Here is a 23,039-nt window from a genome sequence, read left to right on the forward strand (position 1 = left end):
GTAATAATGAGAAAGAAAACAACAAAAAACGCCTCCGCTTGCATCGGGACGTTGTCACTGGTACAATAAAAAATGGTTTTCAGAAAATTAGAACTAATTAACATATAATTAAAATGTTTACTTTCTAATAATTATACCATTGCCTTTTCGGGCTTGTCAAATGGGATTTTGAGGACACAATCCGGGGAAAGAGGGGCTATTCACATATGAGTACAGAGCAGCAATGGAGCGAAGAGCAACAACGGGTCAACATGGTGACCGATCAGATTGAGCGGAAGATCACAACGTTAGAAGATGAAGTCGGCTCTTTCCGTGATGAAGTGGTTGGCATGAGAAAAGACTTCTGGGACGAAGTTACGATGAACTTCAGTGAAGCGGATGATGTCGGGGAGACTTCAACCAGCATGCGGCAGCAGTCACAGGTCCTGTCCGATCGGGAGCGCAGCCATCTCAATACAGCTGCTGCGCTGGACAAAATGAAACGATTGCATCATTCACCGTATTTTGGCCGGATTGATTTCAAGGAAGATGGATACCCGAATGCGGAACGCATATATCTGGGTATCGCATCGTTGTTAGACGAGAAAGACGAATCCTTTCTGGTCTACGACTGGCGTGCACCGATCTCCAACCTCTATTATGACGGAGCACCAGGCCCGATCACATATCATACACCAAGCGGGGAGATCAGCGGTGATATAGAGATGAAGCGGCAGTTTGTCATTCGGGACGGACGTATTCGCTTTATGTTTGATACAGGCGTAACCATTGGTGATGCGTTGTTGCAGGCTGTGCTCAGTCGAACTTCGGATGCACAAATGAAGAGCATTGTAGCGACCATTCAGAAGGAGCAGAACCGGATTATTCGCAATGACCGGACACGCATGCTTATTGTACAAGGCGCAGCCGGCAGTGGTAAAACATCCGCGGCGCTTCAGCGTGTGGCATATCTTCTCTATAAATACCGCGAGCATCTGCAAGCGGATCAGATGGTTCTTTTTTCACCAAATCCGATGTTTAACAGTTATGTCTCCACGGTACTGCCTGAGCTTGGGGAGGAAAACATGCTGCAAACGACCTTCCAGGAGTATCTGGAGCGCCGTTTGGGTCGTGAGTATCAATTGGAAGATCCGTTTATTCAGCTCGAATATGTACTTACGGGGACGGAAGATCCCGATTACGATGTTCGTATGTCCAGCATTCGGTTCAAGTCATCGGAATCTTTCCTGAAAGTGATTACGCGATATAAGGAAAGCATGCTGTCAAGCGGCATGAAATTCAAGCCCGTTCGCTTCCAGGGTCGAGCGATTGTCACGTCAGAGGCTATGGCTGAGAAATTCTACAGTTTTGAGTCATCCGTTAAGCTGGTCAGCCGACTGGAGATGTTGCGAGACTGGATGCTGAAAGAACTGTCTGCTTTTGGTAAAGGTGAACTGGATGCTCCTTGGGTCGATCAGCAGCTGGATCTGATGGAGCCGGAGGATCTGCAACGTGCCTATCAACGGTTGAAGCGCAAGCAAAAGGGAAAGACCCATACGTTTAATGACTTCGAGCAGGAAAGAGAAATTCTGGCACGTATGGTGGTCAGTGACCGACTTAAGCCGTTGCGGAAATGGATCAAGTCCTTGCGATTCGTTGATATAAGACAATTGTATGCACATCTGTTCAACGATCAGGCTCAGATGGTGCGACTGCTGGGTGACGAAGCGCTGCCAGCACAATGGGAAGAAATCTGTAAGATGACTTTACGCAGATTGAAGCTTCAGGAGCTGGCATATGAAGATATTACGCCATACTTGTATCTGCGTGAGCTGATGCTTGGATTCCATATTAACTCCAATATCCGTCATGTCATTATTGATGAAGCCCAGGATTATTCTGCGTTTCAGTTGGCATTTATGAAGAGGTTGTTCCCTCGGGCGAAGATAACAGCACTCGGTGACTTTAATCAGGCAATCTATGCCCACTCCTCCGTTCTTAGTGGAACAGGACCTTTGACTAACCTGTACGGTCCAGACAATACAGAGGTAATTGAACTGACCAGGAGTTATCGATCTACCCGGGAGATCGTGGAGTTTACCCGTGGCATGGTGCCTGGTGGGGAAGAGATTATTCCATTTAATCGTAGTGGCGAGAAGCCTAAAGTGATCGTTTCTTCGGATGCCGAGCGTCATATGAAAGTCATCACCACAGACCTTCAGCACTTGATTAAAGAAGGGTATGAATCAGTCGCAGTCATCTGCAAGACCGCCGAAGAGAGCAGAGACGTACATGCTGCATTGAGTAAAGTGCTTCCCACAGCACCGAAGTTAATCAAGAAAACGACACTGGCTTTTGAGCAGGGTGTTCATGTCATCCCGGCATATCTGGCCAAAGGTGTGGAATTCGATGCTGTGCTGATCCATGACGGCTCTGCGAAGCAGTATGCCCAGGAACATGAACGCAAATTGTTCTATACCGCTTGTACGCGAGCGATGCATCTGCTGCATGTTTACTGTGTGGGCACACCGAGTCCGTTTATTACCTCCCAGTCGGAAGAATGGTATGATCTTGACAAGGTATCTGCTGCACAAGTGGACTGACATAACAAGTTCATATGCATAAAAAGGGCTTCCGTTCGATGGAACGGGAGCCTTTTCTGTATATGATACATATATCGGGAAGAAGCTAACTTAGCCAGAGCAGTATACATGTTGAGGTTCCAACCATATAGGTGGTCGTATGGAATGAAAATACCTAACGTGAATTCGTAAGGATTGGGTCCCGTGGATAAATATGACTTCATAATTTGTATTCAAGCACAATGGATGTGATTTTTCTTTACACATGAGGTCTGGACTCATATAATCGTAACAATATATTTTTTTTGGGTCGTTTATTTTAAGGAGGCAATAATATGAACAAATCATCTTTTGAACGGCCACTTATGGCCGATTGTGTACCGGATCTGGTCGCTACAGCACGGGGAGATTTGCCGGCGACTTTGGTCATTCGGGGAGGTACACTGGTAAACGTGATATCGGGTGAAATTTTGCCTGAGATGTCCATAGCTGTACAGGGAGCTCGAATCGCTTATGTCGGTAAAGATGTAAGCCACACGATCGGAGAACATACCCGGATTATTGAAGCGAACGGGAAGTATATCGCTCCTGGTTTGCTGGATGGACACTGCCATATCGAAAGTACACAGATGAAAGTAACCGAGTTTGCGAGATCGGTATTGCCATCAGGAACGACTGGAGGTTTCTTTGACCCGCATGAGATCTCTAACGTGCTAGGTCTCAAAGGTCTGAGACTGATGTTGGATGAAGCGCGGACCACACCGATGGCTGCTTATATGCAGGTGGCTTCCTGTGTGCCTTCAACCCATCCGGGACTGGAGACTACCGGTGCTTATATCGGGCCAGAAGAGGTAGCCGAGGCTCTTTCCTGGGGGCCGGACATGATCGGTCTTGGTGAAGTGATGAACTTCCCTGGCGTCGTTTACGGGGACGAGACGATGATCGGTGAGATACAGGCGACCCTTCGGGCAGGTAAAGTGGCAGATGGTCACTTTACTTGGGCTGCAGATGACTGGCGTCTGCCAGCGTATGCCGCGAGTGGGGTTACAGGTGATCATGAATGTGTGACCAAGGAAGATGTGGTCGAACGTCTGCGACTCGGGATGTATGCGAAGATGCGCCAAGGTTCGGCATGGCATGATGTGGCTGAGACAATCAAAGCCTGCACTGAGCTTGGACTGGATACACGCCGAATGATGCTGGTGACGGATGACCGAAGCTCTGAATCCCTGCTCAAAGAAGGACATATGGACTTTGTAGTTCGTCTCGCAATTTCCCAAGGTGTGAAGCCGGTCACGGCTTTCCAGATGGCCACCATTAACACAGCTGAGCGCTTCGGTGTAGCACGCGACATTGGTGCGGTTATTCCGGGCAATATAGCCGATATTATTCTGCTGGACGGCCGACTGGCGGATGTACGTGTGGGCATGACAATTGCTGCCGGGCAAGTAGTAGCCGAGAACGGGAAAATGACGGCGGTCTGGGACAGCTTCACGTACCCGGAAGAAGCGCTGAACACGGTGAAGTTGGAAGCTACTATTCAGCCAGAAGATATGGAACTGGTTGCACCGATTACAGAGGGTACGATTGGTGCCAAAATCATTCATGTGACGGAGAATCATGTGGACACGAAGGAGAAACACCTGCCTGTCACGGTAGAGAACGGCAAGGTTGTAGTTTCAACTTCAGGGGAAGTATGCAAAATTGCGGTATTGGAGCGTCACAAACAAACCGGGAATCGGGCGGTTGCTCTTGTTGGAGGCATCGGCTTCACATCACCTGCAGCGATTGCGATGACGGTGGCTCATGATAGTCACAACCTCTTGATTATCGGTAATGATGATGCCCTGATGGCTGAAGCCGGCAACCGTGTCATTCGCATGCAAGGTGGGGTAGCCATGGTAACAGCAGCAGGCGTTACTGAGTTCCCGCTGCGGATTGCAGGTTTGATGTCAACCGAGCCTTTCGAAGTCGTTGCAGCCCAATCGGCAGCAATCAGTGAAGCTTTACAGTCGGCAGGATGTACGTTGAACAATGCGTTCATGACCCTTTCCTTGCTTGCACTGGTTGTGATTCCAGAATTACGATTGTCCGACAAGGGGCTTGTGCGGATCTCGGCAGAAGGTATTGAACTGGTTTCCCTTTTCGATGAAGTGGTGGACGGTACCCCGGTAGCTCCTCTATCGGGTAATGAATGAAAATGTTGTTAGAGCATTATTAAATGGAGAACCATGCAAAGCCGCCTTAGGGCGGTTTTTTGTGCATTTTGGAAGAAACCGCTTTCTAGGTCTTCTGGATCTTGGTGTACATATGGCAATAATGACTGAAGTCATGCTGAAATAAGGGATAATTTAGAAAATAGTGAATAATTGTGACTTTTGAACTATACATACAGAACTACGAATTCCCGAAATATAGTTATATGATTCTTTCGTAGTGAGTCTTAAAGATGATATTGCATATAGAAGCAATCCAAATTCGTCGTACCTAATAAATATCCATTAAATGAATATGAAACGACACAATTTCATCCAGATTTGCACGTCAGAGCTGATAACTTCAGAGGGAGTGTACAAATATGAAAAGCAAAATGGGTTACCGTTTTATCGTATTACTGAGTTGTTTGATCCTGTGTGCGAGTACAGCCTGTTCTTCCAAAGCCATTGCGGATGGTTCAGTTGACAGTTATGCAACGATTCATGGAAAACTTGATGCACCGGTGAGAGCGACATGGGTGTGGGATACCACCCAGATCCGAAGTAATCCTCAAGAGGTGTTAAATTACGCTACAGCGAACAAGATCAATACGATCTATCTGCAGATGAACCGGGATATAAAAATTCCTGAATATAAAAGTTTTATTCGCCAAGCGAGAGCCAAAAACATTGCGGTTGACGTCATGGATGGAAGATCAGCGTGGGGATTGACGGAAAGCCGGGAGCAGATTGCATCTTTCCTGGACTGGATCGAGGCCTATCAGGCGCAGGCGTTGCCTAATGAGAAGTTTGCTGGTATCCATCTGGATATTGAGCCCCATGTGCATCCGCAGTGGAAAATCAATCAGGCCAGTGTAATTACCCAGTGGCAAGGAAATGTGGAGTACATTGTTGAGCGAGCATCACGGATGAAGATGCCGGTAGCGGCCGATCTGCCTTTCTGGCTCGATAACTACAAAATTCCGGGTTCCACGATGGCCGTAAGCAGTTGGATGATTCGCAAGTTTGATTCCATCACCATTATGGCTTACCGCGATACAGCTGCTGCAATCTATAGTGTAGCGAAGGATGAACTTGCAGAAGCAGCTCTGCTCGGCAAGACGATCTCGATCGCCGTGGAAACAAAGCAAAGCAAGGAAGGCGACTTCATTACTTTTTATGAAGAGGGATCTGCTTATATGGAAGCACAATTGAAGTTGGTCGAAAAAATGGCTTCAGTACATGCGTCCTTTAACGGTTTCTCCGTACATGAGTACACTTCATGGAAGACGCTGAAAAAGTGAGACATCAATAAATTCCTTAGCGCAGTTCTTGTAGCAGCACATGAAATGAGTTCTAGCTGAGACAACATGCATCAGAACCTTATCTTGTTAGTTCTTGGGAATTGGAAGTGATAAAGAAGGTGTTTGCAGCTGAATCGCTGTGAGCACCTTCTTCTTTTACACCTGAACCAGGGCAGACTCCATTCCTACGTTCTCATAGAACATTTTGCGATACTGTGAAGGTGTAGTGGCTTTATGTTTTTTAAATGTAGTGATGAAGTAACTTAGATGCTCAAAACCCACATCCATGGCGATATCAACAATCTTGTGGTCCGTATTCTCAAGCTGAACACAGGCCTGTTGAACACGGTAATAGTTAATGTAATCAACCGGGGTTTTCTGCACCATCTGTTTGAAGAAACGGCAGAAGTGTCCTTCGCTCATATTGGCTTCATCGGCCAGTTCTTTCAGCTTCAATGGTTCAGGATAACGCTTGTGGATATAACCGAGCACGGATTTCAGGCGCTCTACCTTGTCATGACTCCCTGTAGCCACGGTGCCTTTGAGCGGAGCAGGTCTCATATGTTCGAACATTCGGGCAAATATGAGGTACAGGTACGCTTTTGTTGACATTTCACACGTTTCGGTTCGGGTAGCATGGTCCGCAAAGATACGTTTCAGGAGATCCAGAATTTCTTGTCCCCAATCCTCATCTGCCTTGATATGACTGGGGGGAATCACCGTTTTGCGTACCAGTGGACCGATGAATTTCTCTTGGACCGTATCGAAGGTGCGGCTGCCGAGCAGCTCGGGATTAAATACAATGGAAGAGAATACGCAGGGAACATCGCCCTTCAGATACCCCGCATGAATCTCACCTCGATTGATGAAAATCGCTTCTCCAGCTTGAACCTCAACAGTGTTCATATCAATCTGAAAGACGGCGCAGCCCTTTGTCACCATGGTGAACTCCATCTCATCATGCCAATGGCAATCGAGAATGCTATCTCCATTGAGTTGCTGAATATCCGGGTACACACTGACGGGATACATGGCATTGCCGTGAATCCGGTCTTCCCGTAATCGTTCACGTTCCATATCAGTTTCTCCTTTTATATCATTATTAATGTAATCGTTCCCATAGATTGGTCTTGATACTAAAGAATCGGATAGTTATTATCAAAATCGTGATATATTTGGTCAAAATAAGAGAAGAAATTCGTTATTAATATCAATATTATTATAATATAACCAAAGGGGGAAAGAAAACATGAAATTTACTGATGGATTCTGGATGACTCGTGAAGGGTACCAGATTCAAAACCCGACTGACATTCGTGATATTGTGCAAAAAGACAATGCTGTGACCGTATATGCGGCAACTAAATATATTCGTACCAAAGGCGACACATTGAATGGTACATTGCTGAAAGCAACGTACAGCTCACCTATGCCTAACGTTATCCGTGTAACCTTGAATCACCATAAAGGCGGAGTGAAAAAAGGGCCTGTATTTGAGCTTAACACACAAGAAGCTAACGTTGAGATCTCAAAAAATGAACAGGGTGCTGTTTTGAAAAGTGGCAATCTGGAAGTTCAAATCGACAAAACAAACGGTTGGGACATTAGCTTCCTGTATGGAGGGAAACGGATTACTGGTAGTGGTCAAAGAGCTGCTGGTTATATTACAGGTCCAAGCAAGGAAGCGTACTTCCGCGAACAGCTGGATCTCGGTATTGGTGAATACGTTTACGGACTCGGTGAGCGCTTCACACCGTTTGTTAAGAATGGCCAAATCGTAGATACCTGGAATGAGGACGGCGGTACAAGCAGTGAACAGTCCTATAAGAACATTCCATTCTACCTGTCCAATAAAGGATATGGTGTATTTGTAAACCATCCTGAACGCGTATCATACGAGATTGCATCTGAGAATGTATCAAAAGTGCAGTTCAGCGTAGAAGGAGAGACTCTGGAATACTTCATTATCGGCGGTGACAATCCGAAAGATGTACTTGATAATTATACGAATTTAACAGGTAAACCAGCGCTTCCACCGGCATGGACTTTTGGTCTGTGGCTGACAACTTCATTCACAACGGATTATGATGAAGCAACGGTTAACCATTTTGTAGATGGTATGGCTGAACGTGATCTTCCGCTGTCTGTATTCCATTTTGACTGCTTCTGGATGAAGGAATACCAATGGTCTGATTTCGTATGGGATGAAGCAATGTTCCCGGATCCGGAAGGCATGCTTGCACGTCTGAAAGAAAAGGGTCTTAAAATCTGTGCTTGGATCAATCCATATATTGCAGAAAAATCCTACTTGTTCGATGAAGGTATGGAGAACGGTTATCTGGTCAAAACAGCCGATGGCAGCGTATGGCAATGGGATATGTGGCAAGCAGGCATGGCTCTGGTGGATTTCACGAATCCGGATGCTGTGAATTGGTATAAGAGCAAACTGGAAGTCCTGCTGGATCAAGGTGTAGATTCCTTCAAGACCGACTTCGGTGAAAGAATTCCAACGGATGTTGTATACTTTGATGGTTCTGATCCGGTTAAAATGCACAACTATTATACACAGCTCTATAACAAAGCTGTATTTGAATTGCTCGAAGAGAAGATTGGCAAAAACGAAGCTGCCCTGTTTGCACGCTCTGCAACAGCAGGTGGTCAACAGTTCCCGGTTCACTGGGGCGGTGACTGTTCTTCCACTTATGAATCCATGGCTGAATCGCTTCGCGGTGGTCTCTCACTGGGGCTTTCCGGTTTCGGATTCTGGAGCCATGATATCAGTGGTTTTGAAAGCACAGCGAGCCCTGACGTATACAAACGCTGGGTACAATTCGGACTGTTATCTTCACACAGCCGCTTGCACGGAAGCACTTCGTATCGTGTGCCTTGGTTGTTTGACGAGGAGTCCGTGGACGTTGTCCGTGACTTTACCAAACTCAAAATCAGCCTGATGCCGTACCTGTACAATTCTGCGGTAGAGTCAACGGTAAAAGGTATTCCGATGATGCGCGCTATGCTGCTGGACTTCCCAGAGGACCCAACAACATACAGCCTGGATACGCAATACATGTTTGGTGACTCGATTCTGGTGGCTCCAATCTTCAACAAGGAAGGTGATGTGCGTTATTACCTGCCTGAAGGAACTTGGACGAACTATCTGACAGGAGCGAAAGTACAAGGTGGACGCTGGATCAGTGAAAACCATGACTTCAAAACACTGCCAATGATGGTTAAACCAAATAGCTTGATCGCTGTGGGTGCGGTGGATAACAAACCGGATTACGACTTTGCGAATGATGTGTCCTTGCACTTGTTCGAACTGGCTGATGGTCAAACGGCTCAAGCTGTCGTTGTGAACCAAGCGGCAGAGCAGGAGCTGACAGTTAACGTTACACGTAATGGATCAGTGCTGGATGTTCGTGCTGAAGGTGCAGGTAAACCTTGGAACATCGTACTTCGCGGCATTGAAAGTGTATCCAGCGTTGAAGGTGGTTCCCAAGTGTCTGGTGCAAATGGTGTTGTCGTTACGGCAGCAAAAGGCGCAAGCGCGCTTACAATCCAACTGTAAAATGATATAGTAAAAGAAAAGGACGGTGCCGAAAAGGTGCCGTCTGTTTGTCTACGATGATAGGAGATTGAATGAAATGAGTACAATGAATTCCGGTTTGCACTGCACGATATCAGCAGACATGCTGCATCATCTGGTAGAAATTAATTTTGGAAGCGATACCAAAGTGAAGAAGTTTGGTCTCCTGCAAGGTGGACTTTTTAATACAACCTATCGGATTCAACTTGAACATACATCCTATACGGATGTGATTTTACGTTTGGCTCCAGAGCGGGGAGAGATGGCGGCCGGTTCTGCAAGTGATCCCCTATTTTCGTTTGAACGCACCATGATGGCGGCTGAACCGATTGTGTATGAATATTACCGTAAAGCAGGCATTCCTGCTCCAAACATTATCGCCTGTGATGATAGCGGATCCATCATTCCAAGAACGTACATGTTTATGGAGTTTATTCCGAGTAAGCAGCTGGATCACGCATCAATTTCAGACATAGACAAAGAGCGATTGTATCATCAGCTTGGCGTCTATACCGCCATCATGCATCAGATCGAGGGTGCATCGTTTGGCTGGCCGCAAGGAGATGGGACGATTAAAGGCTCGGATCAATGGTCCGAGGTGCTGCACTCTTTTGCAGAAGAAACGGCACTTAAAGCTGCACAAGTCGATTATATGTCAGGTGTGGGAGAAGAGATCGCAGCTATTTTCATCCAAAATAAAGACTTATTTGATCAAGTGACCCGTCCGGTACTCGTTCATAATGACCTGTGGGAAGCAAATGTACTTGTTCATGAGGAAAATGGTGAGCTGAACATTGCAGCCATCATTGACGGAGATCGTTCCATGTTTGCCGACAGGGAGTTTGAAGCCATATTGTCGTCAGAATCGGTGGCTTTTCATGAAGGATATAATCGTCCACTGGACTCATCCGCTGAAGGACAGGCACGCAGGCTTGCCTATCGAATACTGTCTTCATATTTTAATGCCTACGTTCATGAACATCAGGTCAATCAACCTGAAGATGGTCAGAAGTATCACCAGCGCACGCTGGATTTACTGGAGCAATGGAAGCAACTTGGACTTAACTAATTCGCAGGGGGAATGAAGGATGAAGGAGTATCATCAATACCCGATGTGGGATGTGTCACTTTCACTTGAGGAAAGGTTGGATGACCTGATTGCACGATTGACAACGGAGGAGAAGATCAGACTAATTCCTACACGCGAAGCAGCTGTACCAAGACTGGGCATTCCAGCCTACAACGTTGGGGGTGAAGCTGCCCACGGGGTTGCATGGAAAGGGGAGGCAACCGTATTTCCGCAACCTCTCGGTCTATCAAGTACCTGGAATACGAGGCTCATGCGGGAGATTGGTTCCGTCATTGGTGATGAAGCGAGGGCATACCATCACCGTAATCCTGAGGTTCATGGGTTAACCTTGTGGGCACCAACGGTTGATCTGGAACGTGACCCACGCTGGGGCAGAACGGAAGAGGGATATGGCGAGGACCCGGTCCTCACGGGAGAAATGTCGGCAGCTCTCGTCAAAGGTATGCAGGGAAATGATCCTTTTTATCTGAAAATGGTCGCGACATTAAAGCACTTTTTTGCCAATAATAATGAGAAAGATCGGCTGAATTGTTCATCCAGCATCGATCCGCGCAATCTGCGGGAATATTATTTAAAAGCATTTGAGACACCATTTGTGGAAGGCGGAGCCTTGTCCATGATGACAGCTTACAATTCCATTAATGGTACACCTGCCATTGAGAGTCCGTATGTGAATGATGTGGTTAAGGGCGAGTGGGCGATGCCAGGTTTTATTGTATGTGATGGAGGAGATCTGTCTCAGACGGTAGACTATCACGGTTATCATACCAGCCATGCTGAATCAGCAGCAGGTGCGTTGAAGGCAGGAGTGGATTGTCTTACGGATGAAGTTGATCTTGTCGTATCTGCTCTGGAGGCTGCTCTCGATCAGAATCTGTTGGAGATCGCTGATTTGGACCGAGCGATTCGTAACATCTTTGGTGTGCGGATGCGACTTGGACAACTAGATCGGTCTGGACTCAACCCCTATGCGTCTATTTCCGAGTCGGTATTATGTGCACCCCAGCACGCTAAACTCAGTTATCGTGCAGCTGCCGAATCCATTGTTTTACTCCAAAATGATGGATTGCTTCCGTTGCAGCCAGAGGCATCACAGAAGATCAGTGTCATTGGACCACTTGCCGATGTTGTCTATACCGATTGGTACAGTGGCACACTGCCTTATCGTGTATCCGTCCTTGATGGATTGCGTAATCGACTACCCCAAACAGACGTAACGTATACAGATGGGAATGACCGTATTCAGTTGAAGACAACAAACGGTCAGGTTATAACCTTGTGTGCGGAAGGTGCACTCGTCGCTGTACCAGAGGGTAATGCACCTACGGCCACCGAATTTATACATCAGGATTGGGGTTGGGGAAGTCATACGCTGAGAAGTGTGAACAATAACTGTTACGTTAGCTTAACCGAGCAAGGCATCTATCAGGCAAACGCACCGGAGATTGGTGGCTGGTTCGTGAAGGAAGTTGTTCGTATAGATCCTCTAACAGATGGAAGTAACACCTTGCGAACGTGGAACGGTACCCCTGTTGGACTGAGCGAATATCAGGGACAGTCTGCTGTATCACCACTCCGGCCACAAGGAGAACAAACTACAGCTACAGATACAAACCCGAATGATATTGGTGACTCTGGACACGCAAGTCAATCACCAGGCAATACACAGATACCTTCTGCATTCAATATTGATATTGTGACCAGCGGAATACAACAAGCCGTAGAAGCTGCACGTAGCAGTCAGGCATCTGTCGTTGTTGTTGGCAACAGCCCATATATCAACGGCAAAGAAGAAATTGACCGCCCAAGTCTGCTGCTTCCGCCGAGTCAGGTCGAGCTTGTCAAAGCTGTGTGTGAAGCCAATCCCAATACGGTGGTTGTGATTATGGGCAGTTATCCATTTGCTTTGCAGGAGTTGAAAGGTATTGCCCGCGCAATCGTGTATATGACACATGCAGGTCAGGAATTGGGGAACGCTCTTGCAGATGTGCTGTTAGGTCATTATGCCCCGGCAGGCAGATTAAACATGACATGGTATGAAGATGAATCACAGCTTCCTGACGTGATGGATTATGACATTATTCAGAGTGGCATGACCTATATGTATCATGAAGGACCTGTTCAATATGCATTTGGTCATGGCCTGACGTATTCCGAATTCGAATACGAAGCGATTCGTGTAAGTCGCAGTGCTCCGGCGGAAGCCACCACCACAGATCAATTGAAGATTGAAGTGGAGGTAAACAATACAGGTGAACGTGACAGTGATGAAGTTGTACAGATCTATGGATCTTCACATACCTCGCGTGTGAAACGCGCTCAGAAGCAACTGCTTGCTTTTCGTCGTATCCATTTGAAAGCAGGGACGCGTGTTACGATACGTTTCGAGATTCCTGTTCAGAAGCTGGCGCTATGGGATGTTACCCGAGATCGATACTGCCTGGAGACAGCGACCTGGGCCATCCTGGCAGGGCGTTCTTCCGCAGATATCCGCCAGTCGGCTGATATTGAGATTGAAGGTGAGACGATTCCGGATCGTCCGCTGCACTTACTTACCTTTGCCGAGAATTACGATGCTTGTGCAGGTGTTCTGTTGGATGAATGTCTGGAAGGACGTTCGGCAGTTCGGGCAATCACTCGGAAAGAACCCTTATATCGAGATGGTCAGTCATCCTGGATCGCTTTTCACCATAATGCTGTTCAGGAAGTAAAAGGATTTGAAGCCAGAGTGGCAGCTTTTGGGGAAGAGGGCAGACTGGAGATTCGTTCTGGAGGAATGGAGGGCGAACTGCTCGGTGTGTGTGAAGTATCTGGACCTGGAGGCAGTGTGAACGGGAAAGATATCAAGTGGACAACGGTACAGTGTTCGCTTGAGGCGTCAAATAAGGTGAATGAGCTATATATTATTTTCAAAGGTGGAGCAGCGTTACGGCACTTTAGATTGTTGTAGTTGTAGCATGTCCTGCATAATCAACCTCCGAAACAAGCACAATAATGCTGTTGTGTGTAGAATCTGTAAAGGTGGTTGTGGTATGAACGATAAAAAGTGGGACCTCGTCGCACTTGCTTCCATCCCTTTAATTATGACCTTGGGTAATTCCATGCTTATACCGATCCTGCCACAGATTGAACGTGAGTTGAAGGTATCTGCATTTAAGGTCAGTATGCTCATTACAGTCTACGCTGTAGTTGCCATCCTGCTTATTCCTCTTGCAGGGTACTTGTCGGATCGTTTTGGCAGAAAAGCAGTTATCATTCCCAGCCTCGTTATTGCAGCCGTCGGAGGTGCTGTCGCTGGTGTGGCAGCATGGATGCTGAACGGAAACATAGCCTACTGGACCATTCTGGGTGGCAGGTTATTGCAGGGAATAGGTGCTGCCGGCGCATTTCCTATCGTTATCCCGTTGGTTGGGGACATGTTCAATGATGAAAACGAAGTTAGCAAAAGCCTGGGTATCATTGAGACCTCAAATACGTTCGGTAAAGTCATAAGTCCGATTCTGGGTGCAGCGCTGGCGGTCTGGTTGTGGTATGCGCCATTCATGGCTATTCCTATACTTTGTGTGCTTTCGCTGGTTCTTGTTATTTTTCTGGTGAAGACTCCCCGGAAAAAAGAAAAGCCTCCCACCTTTCCTGAATTTGTGGCATCGATTCGTGACGTATTGAAAGAAAAGGGACGCTGGTTGTATGCGTTGTTTGCAATCGGCGGTATTTGCATGTTTGTCATCTTTGGTGTGTTATATTATCTATCCGAGACGCTGGAGAGCGAATTCGCCCTGAAAGGTGTTCTTAAAGGACTTGTCCTTGCGATTCCGCTGGCAGCGTTATGTCTGTCTTCTTTCCTGGCAGGGAAGTGGATTGGCAAGAACAAAACACGAATGAAATGGCTTGGCTTCACAGGACTTGCGCTTCTGACGGTATCCCTTGGCGTTATAGGTTTATTCGATAATATCTATGTTGTAGTAGGTCTTTTCACATTGGGAAGTGCCGGAATAGGTGCAACGTTACCATGTCTGGATGCCTTGATTACAGAAGGCGTGGACAAAAAACAGCGGGGCACAATCACGGCTCTGTTCAGCAGCATGCGATTCATTGGGGTATCTCTCGGTCCACCTGTCGTTTCTTTGCTGATCGGTTCTCATCATTTTTTGCTTTTTGGTGTGCTCGCTGCGTCTGGCGCAGTGGGCGGATTGCTCACATTATTCGCAGTTAAGCCGGATAAGGGAGACCAACCTACTTCAGGAAGCAAGCAGAAACAGGATGAAACATCTATGGATGTGATCGAGACGAGTAGAGGGTATGCTTCCATAGGTCGCAAGAGAAGTCCATTTTAGATAGATGGTGCTGTATGCTACATTCATTTCCATGGTGTCTTCACTTTAACATTCAGATCTGTTCCAATAAAATAACGCGTTTACGCCTAAGAAAGCGGATGAATTTGCTTTCTCGGTGTAAACGCGTTTTTATGTTCAGAATGACGTTAACCAATCATTCGTGTTTGCTTATATTCGACTGGCTAGTTTCGGTGTTGCCGGCTCCAGATTCTGAATTCTTGGATTGATCTTGAGGTGGTTCCGTTGCAGTGATATGAGTATGAGCGAGCAGAGCATGAGGTTCAATGGAGAAGCTGCCGCTTCGTTTTCCCTGAATCAGATATATAAGCAAGAACAGAATCATAAACATTACGGAATATCGATACATATCGGTGTAACTGGTTATGGCCGCAATGGCGCCAAGAAGAAGGGCGCCGGTTGCAATACCCAGATCCAGCGAGTTCAAAAACATACCGTTAGCCATACCCCGCTGAGTAGGAGATACAACTTGAATCATCCAGGTCTGCAGAGACGACTGCATGGAACCATAACCGATCCCGTAGATAAAGGCAGCAATGAACAGGACAGACATGGAGGTTGCATACGAGAGCAGAATGAGGCCGACAGCAACGAATATTGCCCCTGGAATGAGCAGTGCTTTTGGACCTTTATTGTCATAGATCCGCCCTGCAAATGGTCTAACCAATAACACGGCGAGTGCATTGAACAAAAAGAACAGCGCAGGATTGGCCAGATTGGCTTCCTTGCCATACAAAACGATGAATCCGACAAGCCCACCATAGGTGATGGATAACAGGCAGTTCAGCACACTTGGCAGAATCAGCTTACGATTGAAAGGTGTCTTCTGTTTTGGATTGGACCCTGAAGCACTTGTTGTAGCTTGTGGCATGATATTTTCACTGTTATCGGTTCTGACTGCTTTTTTGCGTGTCAGCGAATAACTCAGTGGATAGATCACAGCGAGGACACCCGCAGTACATAACATCAGGGTTACAAATCCAGCACCCTGTAGCAGAGTGACCCCAATGATTGGTCCCATAGACATAGCCAGGCTAGTCGATAGCCCAAAGTAACCCATGCCTTCACCCATTCGTTTGACGGGCACAATGTCCGAGGCCATCGTTGGAAAAGCGGTACTGCTCATACCAAACCCGATACCAAACAACATTCTCAGCAATAAAAGCACGGCTATACCGGCAGCAAAATAATAGCCGAGCGTTGCCAGCAGGGCTACGGACAGGCCGATATAGATCATGGCGTTACGAAGGCCCTTCTCCAGTGCTTTCGCGGAATAGAGACGGGCTGCAATGGCACTTAGTGCAAACAGACAGGTGAATAAACTTACTTCAAATGCATTGGCGTGAAATCGCTCCTGAACGTAGGACGGAAGCGGAGAGACGATCATGTGCAGTTGCAAGAACAACAAGAAGTTGCACAGCATCAGCAGTATAAAATCGGTGGTCCATAGTCTAACTTGTTGTGTAGATTGTTCTTTCATGATGATGTATTCCCCCTGAGTTGTGATTCATTACAAGTTGCGGTTAATGAGGGAAAGAGTATGTTTAAATGCTTCCATCTGGTCTTCAGATATACCTTCAGCAAGTTCTTTATTCATTTCTCTTTCAATCGGTACGAGGATATCAATTAACGCTTTGCCTTCCATGGTGAGATATAACAGGTAGGCTCTGCGATCCTGTTCGCTGGTCCGGCGTTCTACCCAACCTTTTTTCTCAAGCAGATCAATAATCCGCGCAGTGGTGGGTTGGTCTTTGAAGACACGTGCAGCGAGCTCCTTCTGATTCACACCTTCACCGCGGTCAACATTAAAGAGAACAGAAAATTGCTCTGTCGTAATATCATAAGGTTTGAATCGCGTCGCAAGTAAAGCTACAGCTTTACGATGTGTGAAACCCAGCATGAATCCAACAGATTGTTCCAGTGTATAGTCCATGTGATTGCTAGACCTCGCTTCCATAATAAAATGTCCCAATTAATTAGTTGTTATAACAACTATATGTCAAACAAGTATTTTTGTCAAAATGAAATATTCTCATATCGAACGTACGTGTGCGCTGTGCAATGATCTAAAAATACTGTTAGAATGGTAATGAAATCGCTTTTATAGAATCAATGTCTAGCGTGCTTGAAGAATGGAGAAAACCAAACCAATTTGCTCTAACTGATGTTGGAGATGAACAAGGAGAGCTGTGTATGCTAAAGAATATACCCGCAATAATACCTCCAGAGTTACTCAAAATCATGTCCGAAATGGGTCATGGAGACGAGTTGGTTCTGGCGGATGGCAATTTCCCCGCAGCCAGTCATGCCAAGCGACTGGTACGCTGTGATGCACTGGGAGTCGTTGAACTGCTGGATGCCATCCTGCAATTATATCCACTCGATACCTATGCTGAGCGTCCCGCTGCTGTCATGCAGGTTGTGAAAGGGGATCAGGTGATCCCGATCATATGGGAAGACTACCGCCGGTTGATTGAAGAATATGAAGGCATCACGGATGCTTTTGATCATGAAGAGCGATTTGATTTTTATAAACGTGCTTCGAATGCCTATGTGATTGTTGCAACTGGTGAGCGCGCGCAATATGCCAATCTGATTTTGAAGAAAGGCGTCATTTTCCCCGATACTGATCCTGGTCAGGAACAGCAGAATGCTGAATCGAACTGAATAATTATGGCGACGGAGCAGTGGATGCTTTGGTCGCCTTTTTATTTTTACCAATACGAAGTCAATATAACAAAACGTACAGAATTGGCATGGACTTGATAGCAAGAAGCATACTGGAAGCGCTCATGAACGAATGTCAGCTCACTGCTCAAGATACTACAAATTTTGATGCAGATGATGAATGGGGAAATGGAAAGGACTGTTATACAATTGAAAGAAATACAAACGAAGAGACGATGGTCTCCATTCCAGAGGAGTTGAGTGAAATGCAGCACCGAATCAGACAAGCGGATCTTCCTGATTGTAACGAAGTGGGACGTTTGTTCAATGAGTACAGGATGTTCTACAACCAAAATGCTGACATTGAGGCAGCACGTCAGTATATTAGAGAACGAATGGAACGCCATGAATCGATGATTTTGGTAGCAGAAAAGCCAATCTCGAATGGCTTAATTTGCACCGGATTCGTTCAGCTGTATCCCAGTTTCAGTTCAGTATCGATGGGGCCTGTCTGGGTGCTTAATGATCTATATGTGCATCCGGATTATCGTCAGCAAGGCATTGCCAGGAAGCTCTTGCAAGCAGCCAAGCAATTGGCATCTGAGCGAGGGGTTCTTCGTATATCACTCTCAACTGAGTTAAGTAACAAACAAGCGCAAGCTTTATATGAATCCGAAGGATATGCACAGGATACCAAATTCATGTATTATGAACTTAATGTATAAGAGGTTGCTCAAAAAGACGCACTATATGAATGAATGGCACACTCGTGTCGTCGGCAACAAGGGAGGGGAGTCGCAACATGATGCAGTGGATTGCCATGATCACGATGTTAATTGATCATATAGGGGCTGTCTTTTTTCCACATATTATAGAACTGAGGATCATAGGTCGTATCGCTTTTCCAATCTATGCTTTTGCAGTGTATATCGGTTATAAACATACACGCGACGTACAAAAATACATATGGCGGCTGTTCTGGATCGCGATCATATCACAGGTGCCGTTCATGGCTGCGTTTAATCATTATTCTCTGAACGTGGTATGGACATTGTGGTCAGCCCTGTTGGTATTATTCGTTATTGATAAATTGCCATCCAAACTACTGGGGATTCCGATTGTCATTGGAGCAGGTTGGTTCATGGAAATTAGCCATATGGATTATGGGATGTACGGATTGTTATTGGTTCTGTTATTCCGTTATTTCCAGGGTCCTGTACTTGTCGTGGCACATGTCTTGTTAAATGCACTATATCTTCTGCTGCATAACAGCTCTGTGCAAATGTATAGTGTGCTCGCAACCGCCGGCATTGCTATTGCTCAGTATTACCAAGCGGGATTCCGTATGAAGGGGCCACGTTGGGTCTGGCGTTATTTCTATCCAGCGCATCTTGCCATCATTGCAATTATCCGATGGGTCTAAAAGAATGATCCAAAAATGCAAAGAAAAGAAGCCATCTTATCGTCAGTGAATGACGATAGATGGCTTCTCTTCGTGTGACCTTATTTATTAATAAATGCTGATGATAGAGTGAACTTACTCCATTGCTGTAGAAGTGCCCTTATGGTCCCGAATTGCGGCGGGGAAGTACCCAATCTGAACAGCGTAGTCTAACATGGCGGAGATGAAGCGATCATCTGTTCTCGCACATGAGATACCGGCTGGTTCCACATAAGCCGTTGTGACAGGGCAGGCATAGACATAAGCTGAATCCTTCGCACCGTCGCCTTCAAGCTGTGCAATAGCCAACTGAAGAGCCTCAGGCTCCTTGCTAATGCTCGCATCGAACAACCAACGTGTGTAATCCGCAAAAGGTAGCGTTTCGACTTCATAACCAGCCCGATTTACAGAACGGATCAGCTCATCATAACGGATGGGCTCCGGATTACAGATGTGGAATACACGACCGGCGGTATCCTGACGTAAGGCCAGGTGAACGATAGCCTCACTTGCATAGTTGATCGGTGTAAAATCAACCATCCAGTCAGCCGCAGGAGCCTTGCCGAGCAATAACATCGCTTTGATCATACGATAAAAGGCGTTGCTATCAATATTGGACTGGAAGCGTCCAGTTTCGGAGTGGCAAGTGAGATTACCTGCACGATAGATGCTGACAGGTACACCTTCCTCTGCCGCAATCATGAGCACTTTCTCGGCTTCAAGCTTGCTGTCCGAATACAGGTTGTCCACATGCAAGTCAGCCGGGAACCGATCATATTGCAGGGAGGATTCCCATTGTCCGCTGAGTGCCAGATCTTCCGGAATACCCATCGTGGATACATGGTGGAAGGAAGCACCCGGTTTGCTGCGAATCAAGTCTAACAATGCGACCGTTCCTTCCACGTTTGTTTTGGCGAACTGATCGGCATCGCCGAAATGACGTACGTCTGCAGCGCAGTGGATGACACGGTCAATTCGTTCCTGAACATAAGCCGTTTGTTCAGAGGACAGACCGAGATTAGGTTGTTCGAGATCCCCTTCAATAATTTCCACGCGAGTGAAGAGTTGGTCAGTCAGTTGTTTGCCGAAATAACCTTCCAGCACGTTAGTCAAACGTTCCATTGCAGTTATTCCATTGGATGGTCGACGAACAAGGGTGTAGATTCGTGTACTGGAATTCAGAATTAACTGTTGCAGCACATGAGAGCCCAGATAACCAGTTGCTCCGGTCAGTAACACATGCTCAGGTTCACGAATGAGCGGATACCCCAACTGGGATGTTAGCTCCACAGGATGTTCGGATAATTGTGTAATCATACCGTCGGTCACCACTGAATTCGTAACTTCTGCAGCACTGAGAGACAATACTTCCACACGACGAGCGAGAGCACGGACTGTTTTCTCGGCAAAGAAGTCGGCGATTTTCAGCTGTGGATAATGTGGCTTCAGAATGACCAGTACATGAATGACCCGGAGTGAATCCCCACCGATATTGAAGAAGCTGTCTTCGACACCGAAGTCATCGTGCTGAAGGATTTCTTTCCATGCGTCCAGGATAATGGATTCCGTCTCCGTTTCAGGCATGACCCGGTCAGGGCGATCTTCATGTCGTTCCACATGAGGCAAGGATACCATCGCTTTGCGATTGATTTTTCCAGTTGGTGCAATCGGCATTTCATCCAGCTGACAGATCCACTTTGGTACAAAATAAGAAGGAAGTTTCTCCGTCAGTTCTGCCTTGATGTCCGAAACAGAAAGGGTACTGCCATCTTTCGATGTAAAGTAACCAACCAGCATATTTTGTCCATCGGATTCTTTCTTCGGAATGACAGCAACGTTCTGGATCTGATCAAGCCGTGCAAAGTGATCTTCAATCTCCCCGATCTCAATTCGGTGACCACGAATTTTTAGCTGAGAGTCACTGCGACCGACATATTCCAGCAACCCGGTATCCAGCAATTTGGCAATATCGCCAGACTTGTAGATTTTCTCACCCATCGCAAACGGGTTCTCAATGAATGCTTGCTCAGTACGTTCTGGCTGATTCAGATAACCTTTGGCTAGTGCAGGGGTAGCAATATATACCTCACCAGGTACACCTGCCGGACAGAGTTGTTGCTCTTCATTCACAATGTATACTTTGTAGTTATGAATCGGTTTACCGATAGGGATGTTCACCACATGTTCCGGAACCTGCTCACTGATGCGGTGAGTAGCTGTGGCTACTGTACATTCGGTAGGTCCGTACACATTAACAATATCAATCTGGTTTCCAAATTTGCGCTGGAAGGCACGAACCTGTTCTCCATATAACGCTTCTCCGGCTACAGTAATGATTCGGACTTTGGCCAGCTTGTGGAAACCTTCATCGGATAAGTAGGAAGCAAGCTGATTGAAGAAAATCGTAGGCAGTATCGTAATGATGTTTGTTCCTGTTCGTTCAATTGCACTTGCGAATTCTTCAACGGATACACGTTCTTCCGCAGACAATAGATATAATTCTGCTCCATAGAACAAGGCGCCAATGGTATCCCACACGGATGCATCAAAGCTGTATGTAGCAAACTGGGTTAATACATCACCTGGTTGAATGTCACAATCACGCTGAACCACACTGCCAAGATTGGTTACACCCCGGTGGGCAATCAGTGCACCTTTGGGCTTACCGGTCGACCCTGACGTGTAGATAATATACGCAAGATCGTCTGGCTGAATATCCAGATTGGGGTTACTTGCTGCAAATCCGGCTAAACGACCATCCACAGCGAGAATCTGACGTACCGTAGCTATACTGGAGAACAAGCTGGAAGCTTGGGCATAAGAAGCCTCCGTTGTCAGCACGAATGAGGACGCCGTATCTTCCACGATATAACTGTTACGTTCTTGTGGATGCTCAGGGTCGATCGGAACATATGCACCACCTGCCTTCAGAATACCAAGCAGGGAGATGATGGTCTCCAGACTTCGATCCATAAAGATACTGACGAATTCACCTTTCTGCAATCCATTGGATAACAGAACACGTGCAACCTGATTAGCTCGTTCATTCAATTCCCTGTACGTATAACTTTTGGATGGCGATGTTATCGCCGGTGAATCCGGATATGCCGCTGCCGTTGCTTCGAACCAGCCATGAACCGTCTGATTCTCTGGTTCGAGAACAGAAGTATCATTCATTTCACGGTAAAGCAATCGATCTGAGGCGGAAAGAATATCTACCGTACCGATTGCTTTCTCACCGTCACGCACAAGGGCGAGTAGAAGAGTCTGATAATATTCTGCATATCTCAGCACGGTAGACTCTTTCAACAGTGAACTATCATAGAACAGATCGAGGATGAGCATGTTCTGATCATCTCGAACGTTCCAGTTTAATATTTGAGGAGCTTGAGGCAACTGTACACTATTCAGCATAAAAAACGATTCAGGGTATCCACCGTTTTGCAACGTGTATTCAATCTTGAGCTGCTCTGACACCTGATGACATAGTTGGCTGAAGGTTAATTTTCCCTGAATCTGTAATGAAAGATAGGAAGCTGCCTGATCGGGGGAAAGTATACCTATGGCAAGTTCCTGTTCAGCTGACAATCGGAATAACAAGGCTGCATAAGCTGAGAGGAGTACCGGATACACCATCTGTTCTCCATACTTCTGTTTAAGTTCACGGCTCAGAGAAGCATGTAATGTGATTTGAGCAGACTGATAAGAGAATGATTGTTGACGTCGCCCAAAATCCAGTGGAATCTGCAGAACTGGCAAGCTAGATTCCATGGAATGGGAAGAAGATGGTTGGTTTTCAATCACTTCAGTTATTCCTCCTTGGTTCAAACCGAATGTTTGTGG

At 46.5% G+C, this 23,039-nt stretch carries 15 protein-coding genes; 11 read left to right on the forward strand and 4 right to left on the reverse strand.

The window, feature by feature from the left end:
• Positions 1 to 206 precede the first annotated feature (206 nt).
• The 4 genes from helD to MKY87_RS26485 all read left to right on the forward strand — a co-directional run bounded on the left by helD (position 207) and on the right by MKY87_RS26485 (position 6,060).
• Positions 207 to 2,582, forward strand: a complete 2,376-nt coding sequence (gene helD, locus MKY87_RS26470; protein ID WP_340966843.1) for an RNA polymerase recycling motor HelD — start codon at positions 207 to 209, stop codon at positions 2,580 to 2,582.
• Between the two features lie 314 nt (positions 2,583 to 2,896).
• A complete protein-coding gene (locus MKY87_RS26475; protein WP_340966844.1) occupies positions 2,897 to 4,759 on the forward strand; it encodes an adenine deaminase in 1,863 nt (620 codons plus the stop codon).
• On the forward strand, positions 4,752 to 4,904 hold the full coding sequence (locus MKY87_RS26480) for a hypothetical protein (RefSeq protein WP_340966846.1): 153 nt from the start codon (positions 4,752 to 4,754) through the stop codon (positions 4,902 to 4,904). The genes MKY87_RS26475 and MKY87_RS26480 overlap by 8 nt, the downstream gene beginning before the upstream one ends.
• A 235-nt stretch (positions 4,905 to 5,139) precedes the next feature.
• Positions 5,140 to 6,060 carry a hypothetical protein gene (locus MKY87_RS26485; protein ID WP_338593733.1) on the forward strand — a complete coding sequence of 307 codons (921 nt, stop codon included), beginning with the start codon at positions 5,140 to 5,142 and terminating at the stop codon, positions 6,058 to 6,060.
• Positions 6,061 to 6,216: 156 nt separating this feature from the next.
• Here MKY87_RS26485 and MKY87_RS26490 read toward each other — a convergent pair whose 3' ends face one another.
• On the reverse strand, positions 6,217 to 7,137 hold the full coding sequence (locus tag MKY87_RS26490) for an AraC family transcriptional regulator (RefSeq protein WP_339309097.1): 921 nt from the start codon (positions 7,135 to 7,137) through the stop codon (positions 6,217 to 6,219).
• A gap of 172 nt (positions 7,138 to 7,309) precedes the next feature.
• On the opposite strand from MKY87_RS26490, the gene yicI reads away from it, so the two are divergent.
• The 4 genes from yicI (at position 7,310) to MKY87_RS26510 (ending at position 15,070) form a co-directional block, all read left to right on the forward strand.
• On the forward strand, positions 7,310 to 9,628 hold the full coding sequence (gene yicI / locus MKY87_RS26495; RefSeq protein ID WP_340966848.1) for an alpha-xylosidase: 2,319 nt from the start codon (positions 7,310 to 7,312) through the stop codon (positions 9,626 to 9,628).
• A gap of 76 nt (positions 9,629 to 9,704) precedes the next feature.
• On the forward strand, positions 9,705 to 10,715 hold the full coding sequence (locus tag MKY87_RS26500) for a phosphotransferase family protein (RefSeq protein WP_340966849.1): 1,011 nt from the start codon (positions 9,705 to 9,707) through the stop codon (positions 10,713 to 10,715).
• Positions 10,716 to 10,734: 19 nt separating this feature from the next.
• On the forward strand, positions 10,735 to 13,686 hold the full coding sequence (locus MKY87_RS26505; RefSeq protein ID WP_340966851.1) for a glycoside hydrolase family 3 C-terminal domain-containing protein: 2,952 nt from the start codon (positions 10,735 to 10,737) through the stop codon (positions 13,684 to 13,686).
• An 82-nt stretch (positions 13,687 to 13,768) separates the two neighbouring features.
• Entirely contained in the window at positions 13,769 to 15,070 is a 1,302-nt protein-coding gene (locus MKY87_RS26510) for an MFS transporter (protein WP_338593740.1), read from the forward strand.
• 154 nt (positions 15,071 to 15,224) lie between these two features.
• On the opposite strand, the gene MKY87_RS26515 is transcribed toward MKY87_RS26510, so the two are convergent.
• Both MKY87_RS26515 and MKY87_RS26520 read right to left on the reverse strand, forming a co-directional pair.
• The gene (locus MKY87_RS26515) at positions 15,225 to 16,568 is read right to left on the reverse strand and encodes an MFS transporter (protein ID WP_340966854.1); all 1,344 of its coding nucleotides are present in this window, start codon (positions 16,566 to 16,568) and stop codon (positions 15,225 to 15,227) included.
• A 30-nt stretch (positions 16,569 to 16,598) separates the two neighbouring features.
• Positions 16,599 to 17,021: a MarR family winged helix-turn-helix transcriptional regulator gene (locus tag MKY87_RS26520; protein ID WP_340908286.1), complete on the reverse strand. Its 423-nt coding sequence runs from the start codon at positions 17,019 to 17,021 to the stop codon at positions 16,599 to 16,601.
• 260 nt (positions 17,022 to 17,281) lie between these two features.
• Between MKY87_RS26520 and MKY87_RS26525 the strand changes: the two genes are divergently transcribed.
• From MKY87_RS26525 to MKY87_RS26535, 3 genes are all read left to right on the forward strand, one after another.
• The gene (locus tag MKY87_RS26525; RefSeq protein WP_074094514.1) at positions 17,282 to 17,755 is read left to right on the forward strand and encodes an RbsD/FucU family protein; all 474 of its coding nucleotides are present in this window, start codon (positions 17,282 to 17,284) and stop codon (positions 17,753 to 17,755) included.
• Between the two features lie 125 nt (positions 17,756 to 17,880).
• Complete coding sequence (locus MKY87_RS26530) at positions 17,881 to 18,480, forward strand: GNAT family N-acetyltransferase (RefSeq protein WP_340966855.1); 600 nt, start codon at positions 17,881 to 17,883, stop codon at positions 18,478 to 18,480.
• Positions 18,481 to 18,557: 77 nt separating this feature from the next.
• Positions 18,558 to 19,178, forward strand: coding sequence for a TraX family protein (locus MKY87_RS26535; protein ID WP_339784660.1), 621 nt, complete (start codon positions 18,558 to 18,560; stop codon positions 19,176 to 19,178).
• A gap of 114 nt (positions 19,179 to 19,292) precedes the next feature.
• Here the strand turns inward: MKY87_RS26535 and MKY87_RS26540 are convergent, their stop codons facing one another.
• Complete coding sequence (locus MKY87_RS26540; RefSeq protein WP_445669468.1) at positions 19,293 to 22,967, reverse strand: amino acid adenylation domain-containing protein; 3,675 nt, start codon at positions 22,965 to 22,967, stop codon at positions 19,293 to 19,295.
• Positions 22,968 to 23,039 lie beyond the last annotated feature (72 nt).

Origin of the sequence: Paenibacillus sp. FSL R7-0198, assembly GCF_038000415.1 — a bacterium.
GTDB lineage: Bacteria > Bacillota > Bacilli > Paenibacillales > Paenibacillaceae > Paenibacillus.

Bases quoted from the DNA above. Each gene is read 5' to 3' on its own strand.
- helD (WP_340966843.1), top strand. From the start codon at position 207: ATGAGTACAGAGCAGCAATGGAGCGAAGAGCAACAACGGGTCAACATG.
- MKY87_RS26475 (WP_340966844.1), top strand. From the start codon at position 2,897: ATGAACAAATCATCTTTTGAACGGCCACTTATGGCCGATTGTGTACCG.
- MKY87_RS26480 (WP_340966846.1), top strand. From the start codon at position 4,752: ATGAATGAAAATGTTGTTAGAGCATTATTAAATGGAGAACCATGCAAA.
- MKY87_RS26485 (WP_338593733.1), top strand. From the start codon at position 5,140: ATGAAAAGCAAAATGGGTTACCGTTTTATCGTATTACTGAGTTGTTTG.
- MKY87_RS26490 (WP_339309097.1), bottom strand. From the start codon at position 7,137: ATGGAACGTGAACGATTACGGGAAGACCGGATTCACGGCAATGCCATG.
- yicI (WP_340966848.1), top strand. From the start codon at position 7,310: ATGAAATTTACTGATGGATTCTGGATGACTCGTGAAGGGTACCAGATT.
- MKY87_RS26500 (WP_340966849.1), top strand. From the start codon at position 9,705: ATGAGTACAATGAATTCCGGTTTGCACTGCACGATATCAGCAGACATG.
- MKY87_RS26505 (WP_340966851.1), top strand. From the start codon at position 10,735: ATGAAGGAGTATCATCAATACCCGATGTGGGATGTGTCACTTTCACTT.
- MKY87_RS26510 (WP_338593740.1), top strand. From the start codon at position 13,769: ATGAACGATAAAAAGTGGGACCTCGTCGCACTTGCTTCCATCCCTTTA.
- MKY87_RS26515 (WP_340966854.1), bottom strand. From the start codon at position 16,568: ATGAAAGAACAATCTACACAACAAGTTAGACTATGGACCACCGATTTT.
- MKY87_RS26520 (WP_340908286.1), bottom strand. From the start codon at position 17,021: ATGGACTATACACTGGAACAATCTGTTGGATTCATGCTGGGTTTCACA.
- MKY87_RS26525 (WP_074094514.1), top strand. From the start codon at position 17,282: ATGCTAAAGAATATACCCGCAATAATACCTCCAGAGTTACTCAAAATC.
- MKY87_RS26530 (WP_340966855.1), top strand. From the start codon at position 17,881: ATGAACGAATGTCAGCTCACTGCTCAAGATACTACAAATTTTGATGCA.
- MKY87_RS26535 (WP_339784660.1), top strand. From the start codon at position 18,558: ATGATGCAGTGGATTGCCATGATCACGATGTTAATTGATCATATAGGG.
- MKY87_RS26540 (WP_445669468.1), bottom strand. From the start codon at position 22,967: ATGGAATCTAGCTTGCCAGTTCTGCAGATTCCACTGGATTTTGGGCGA.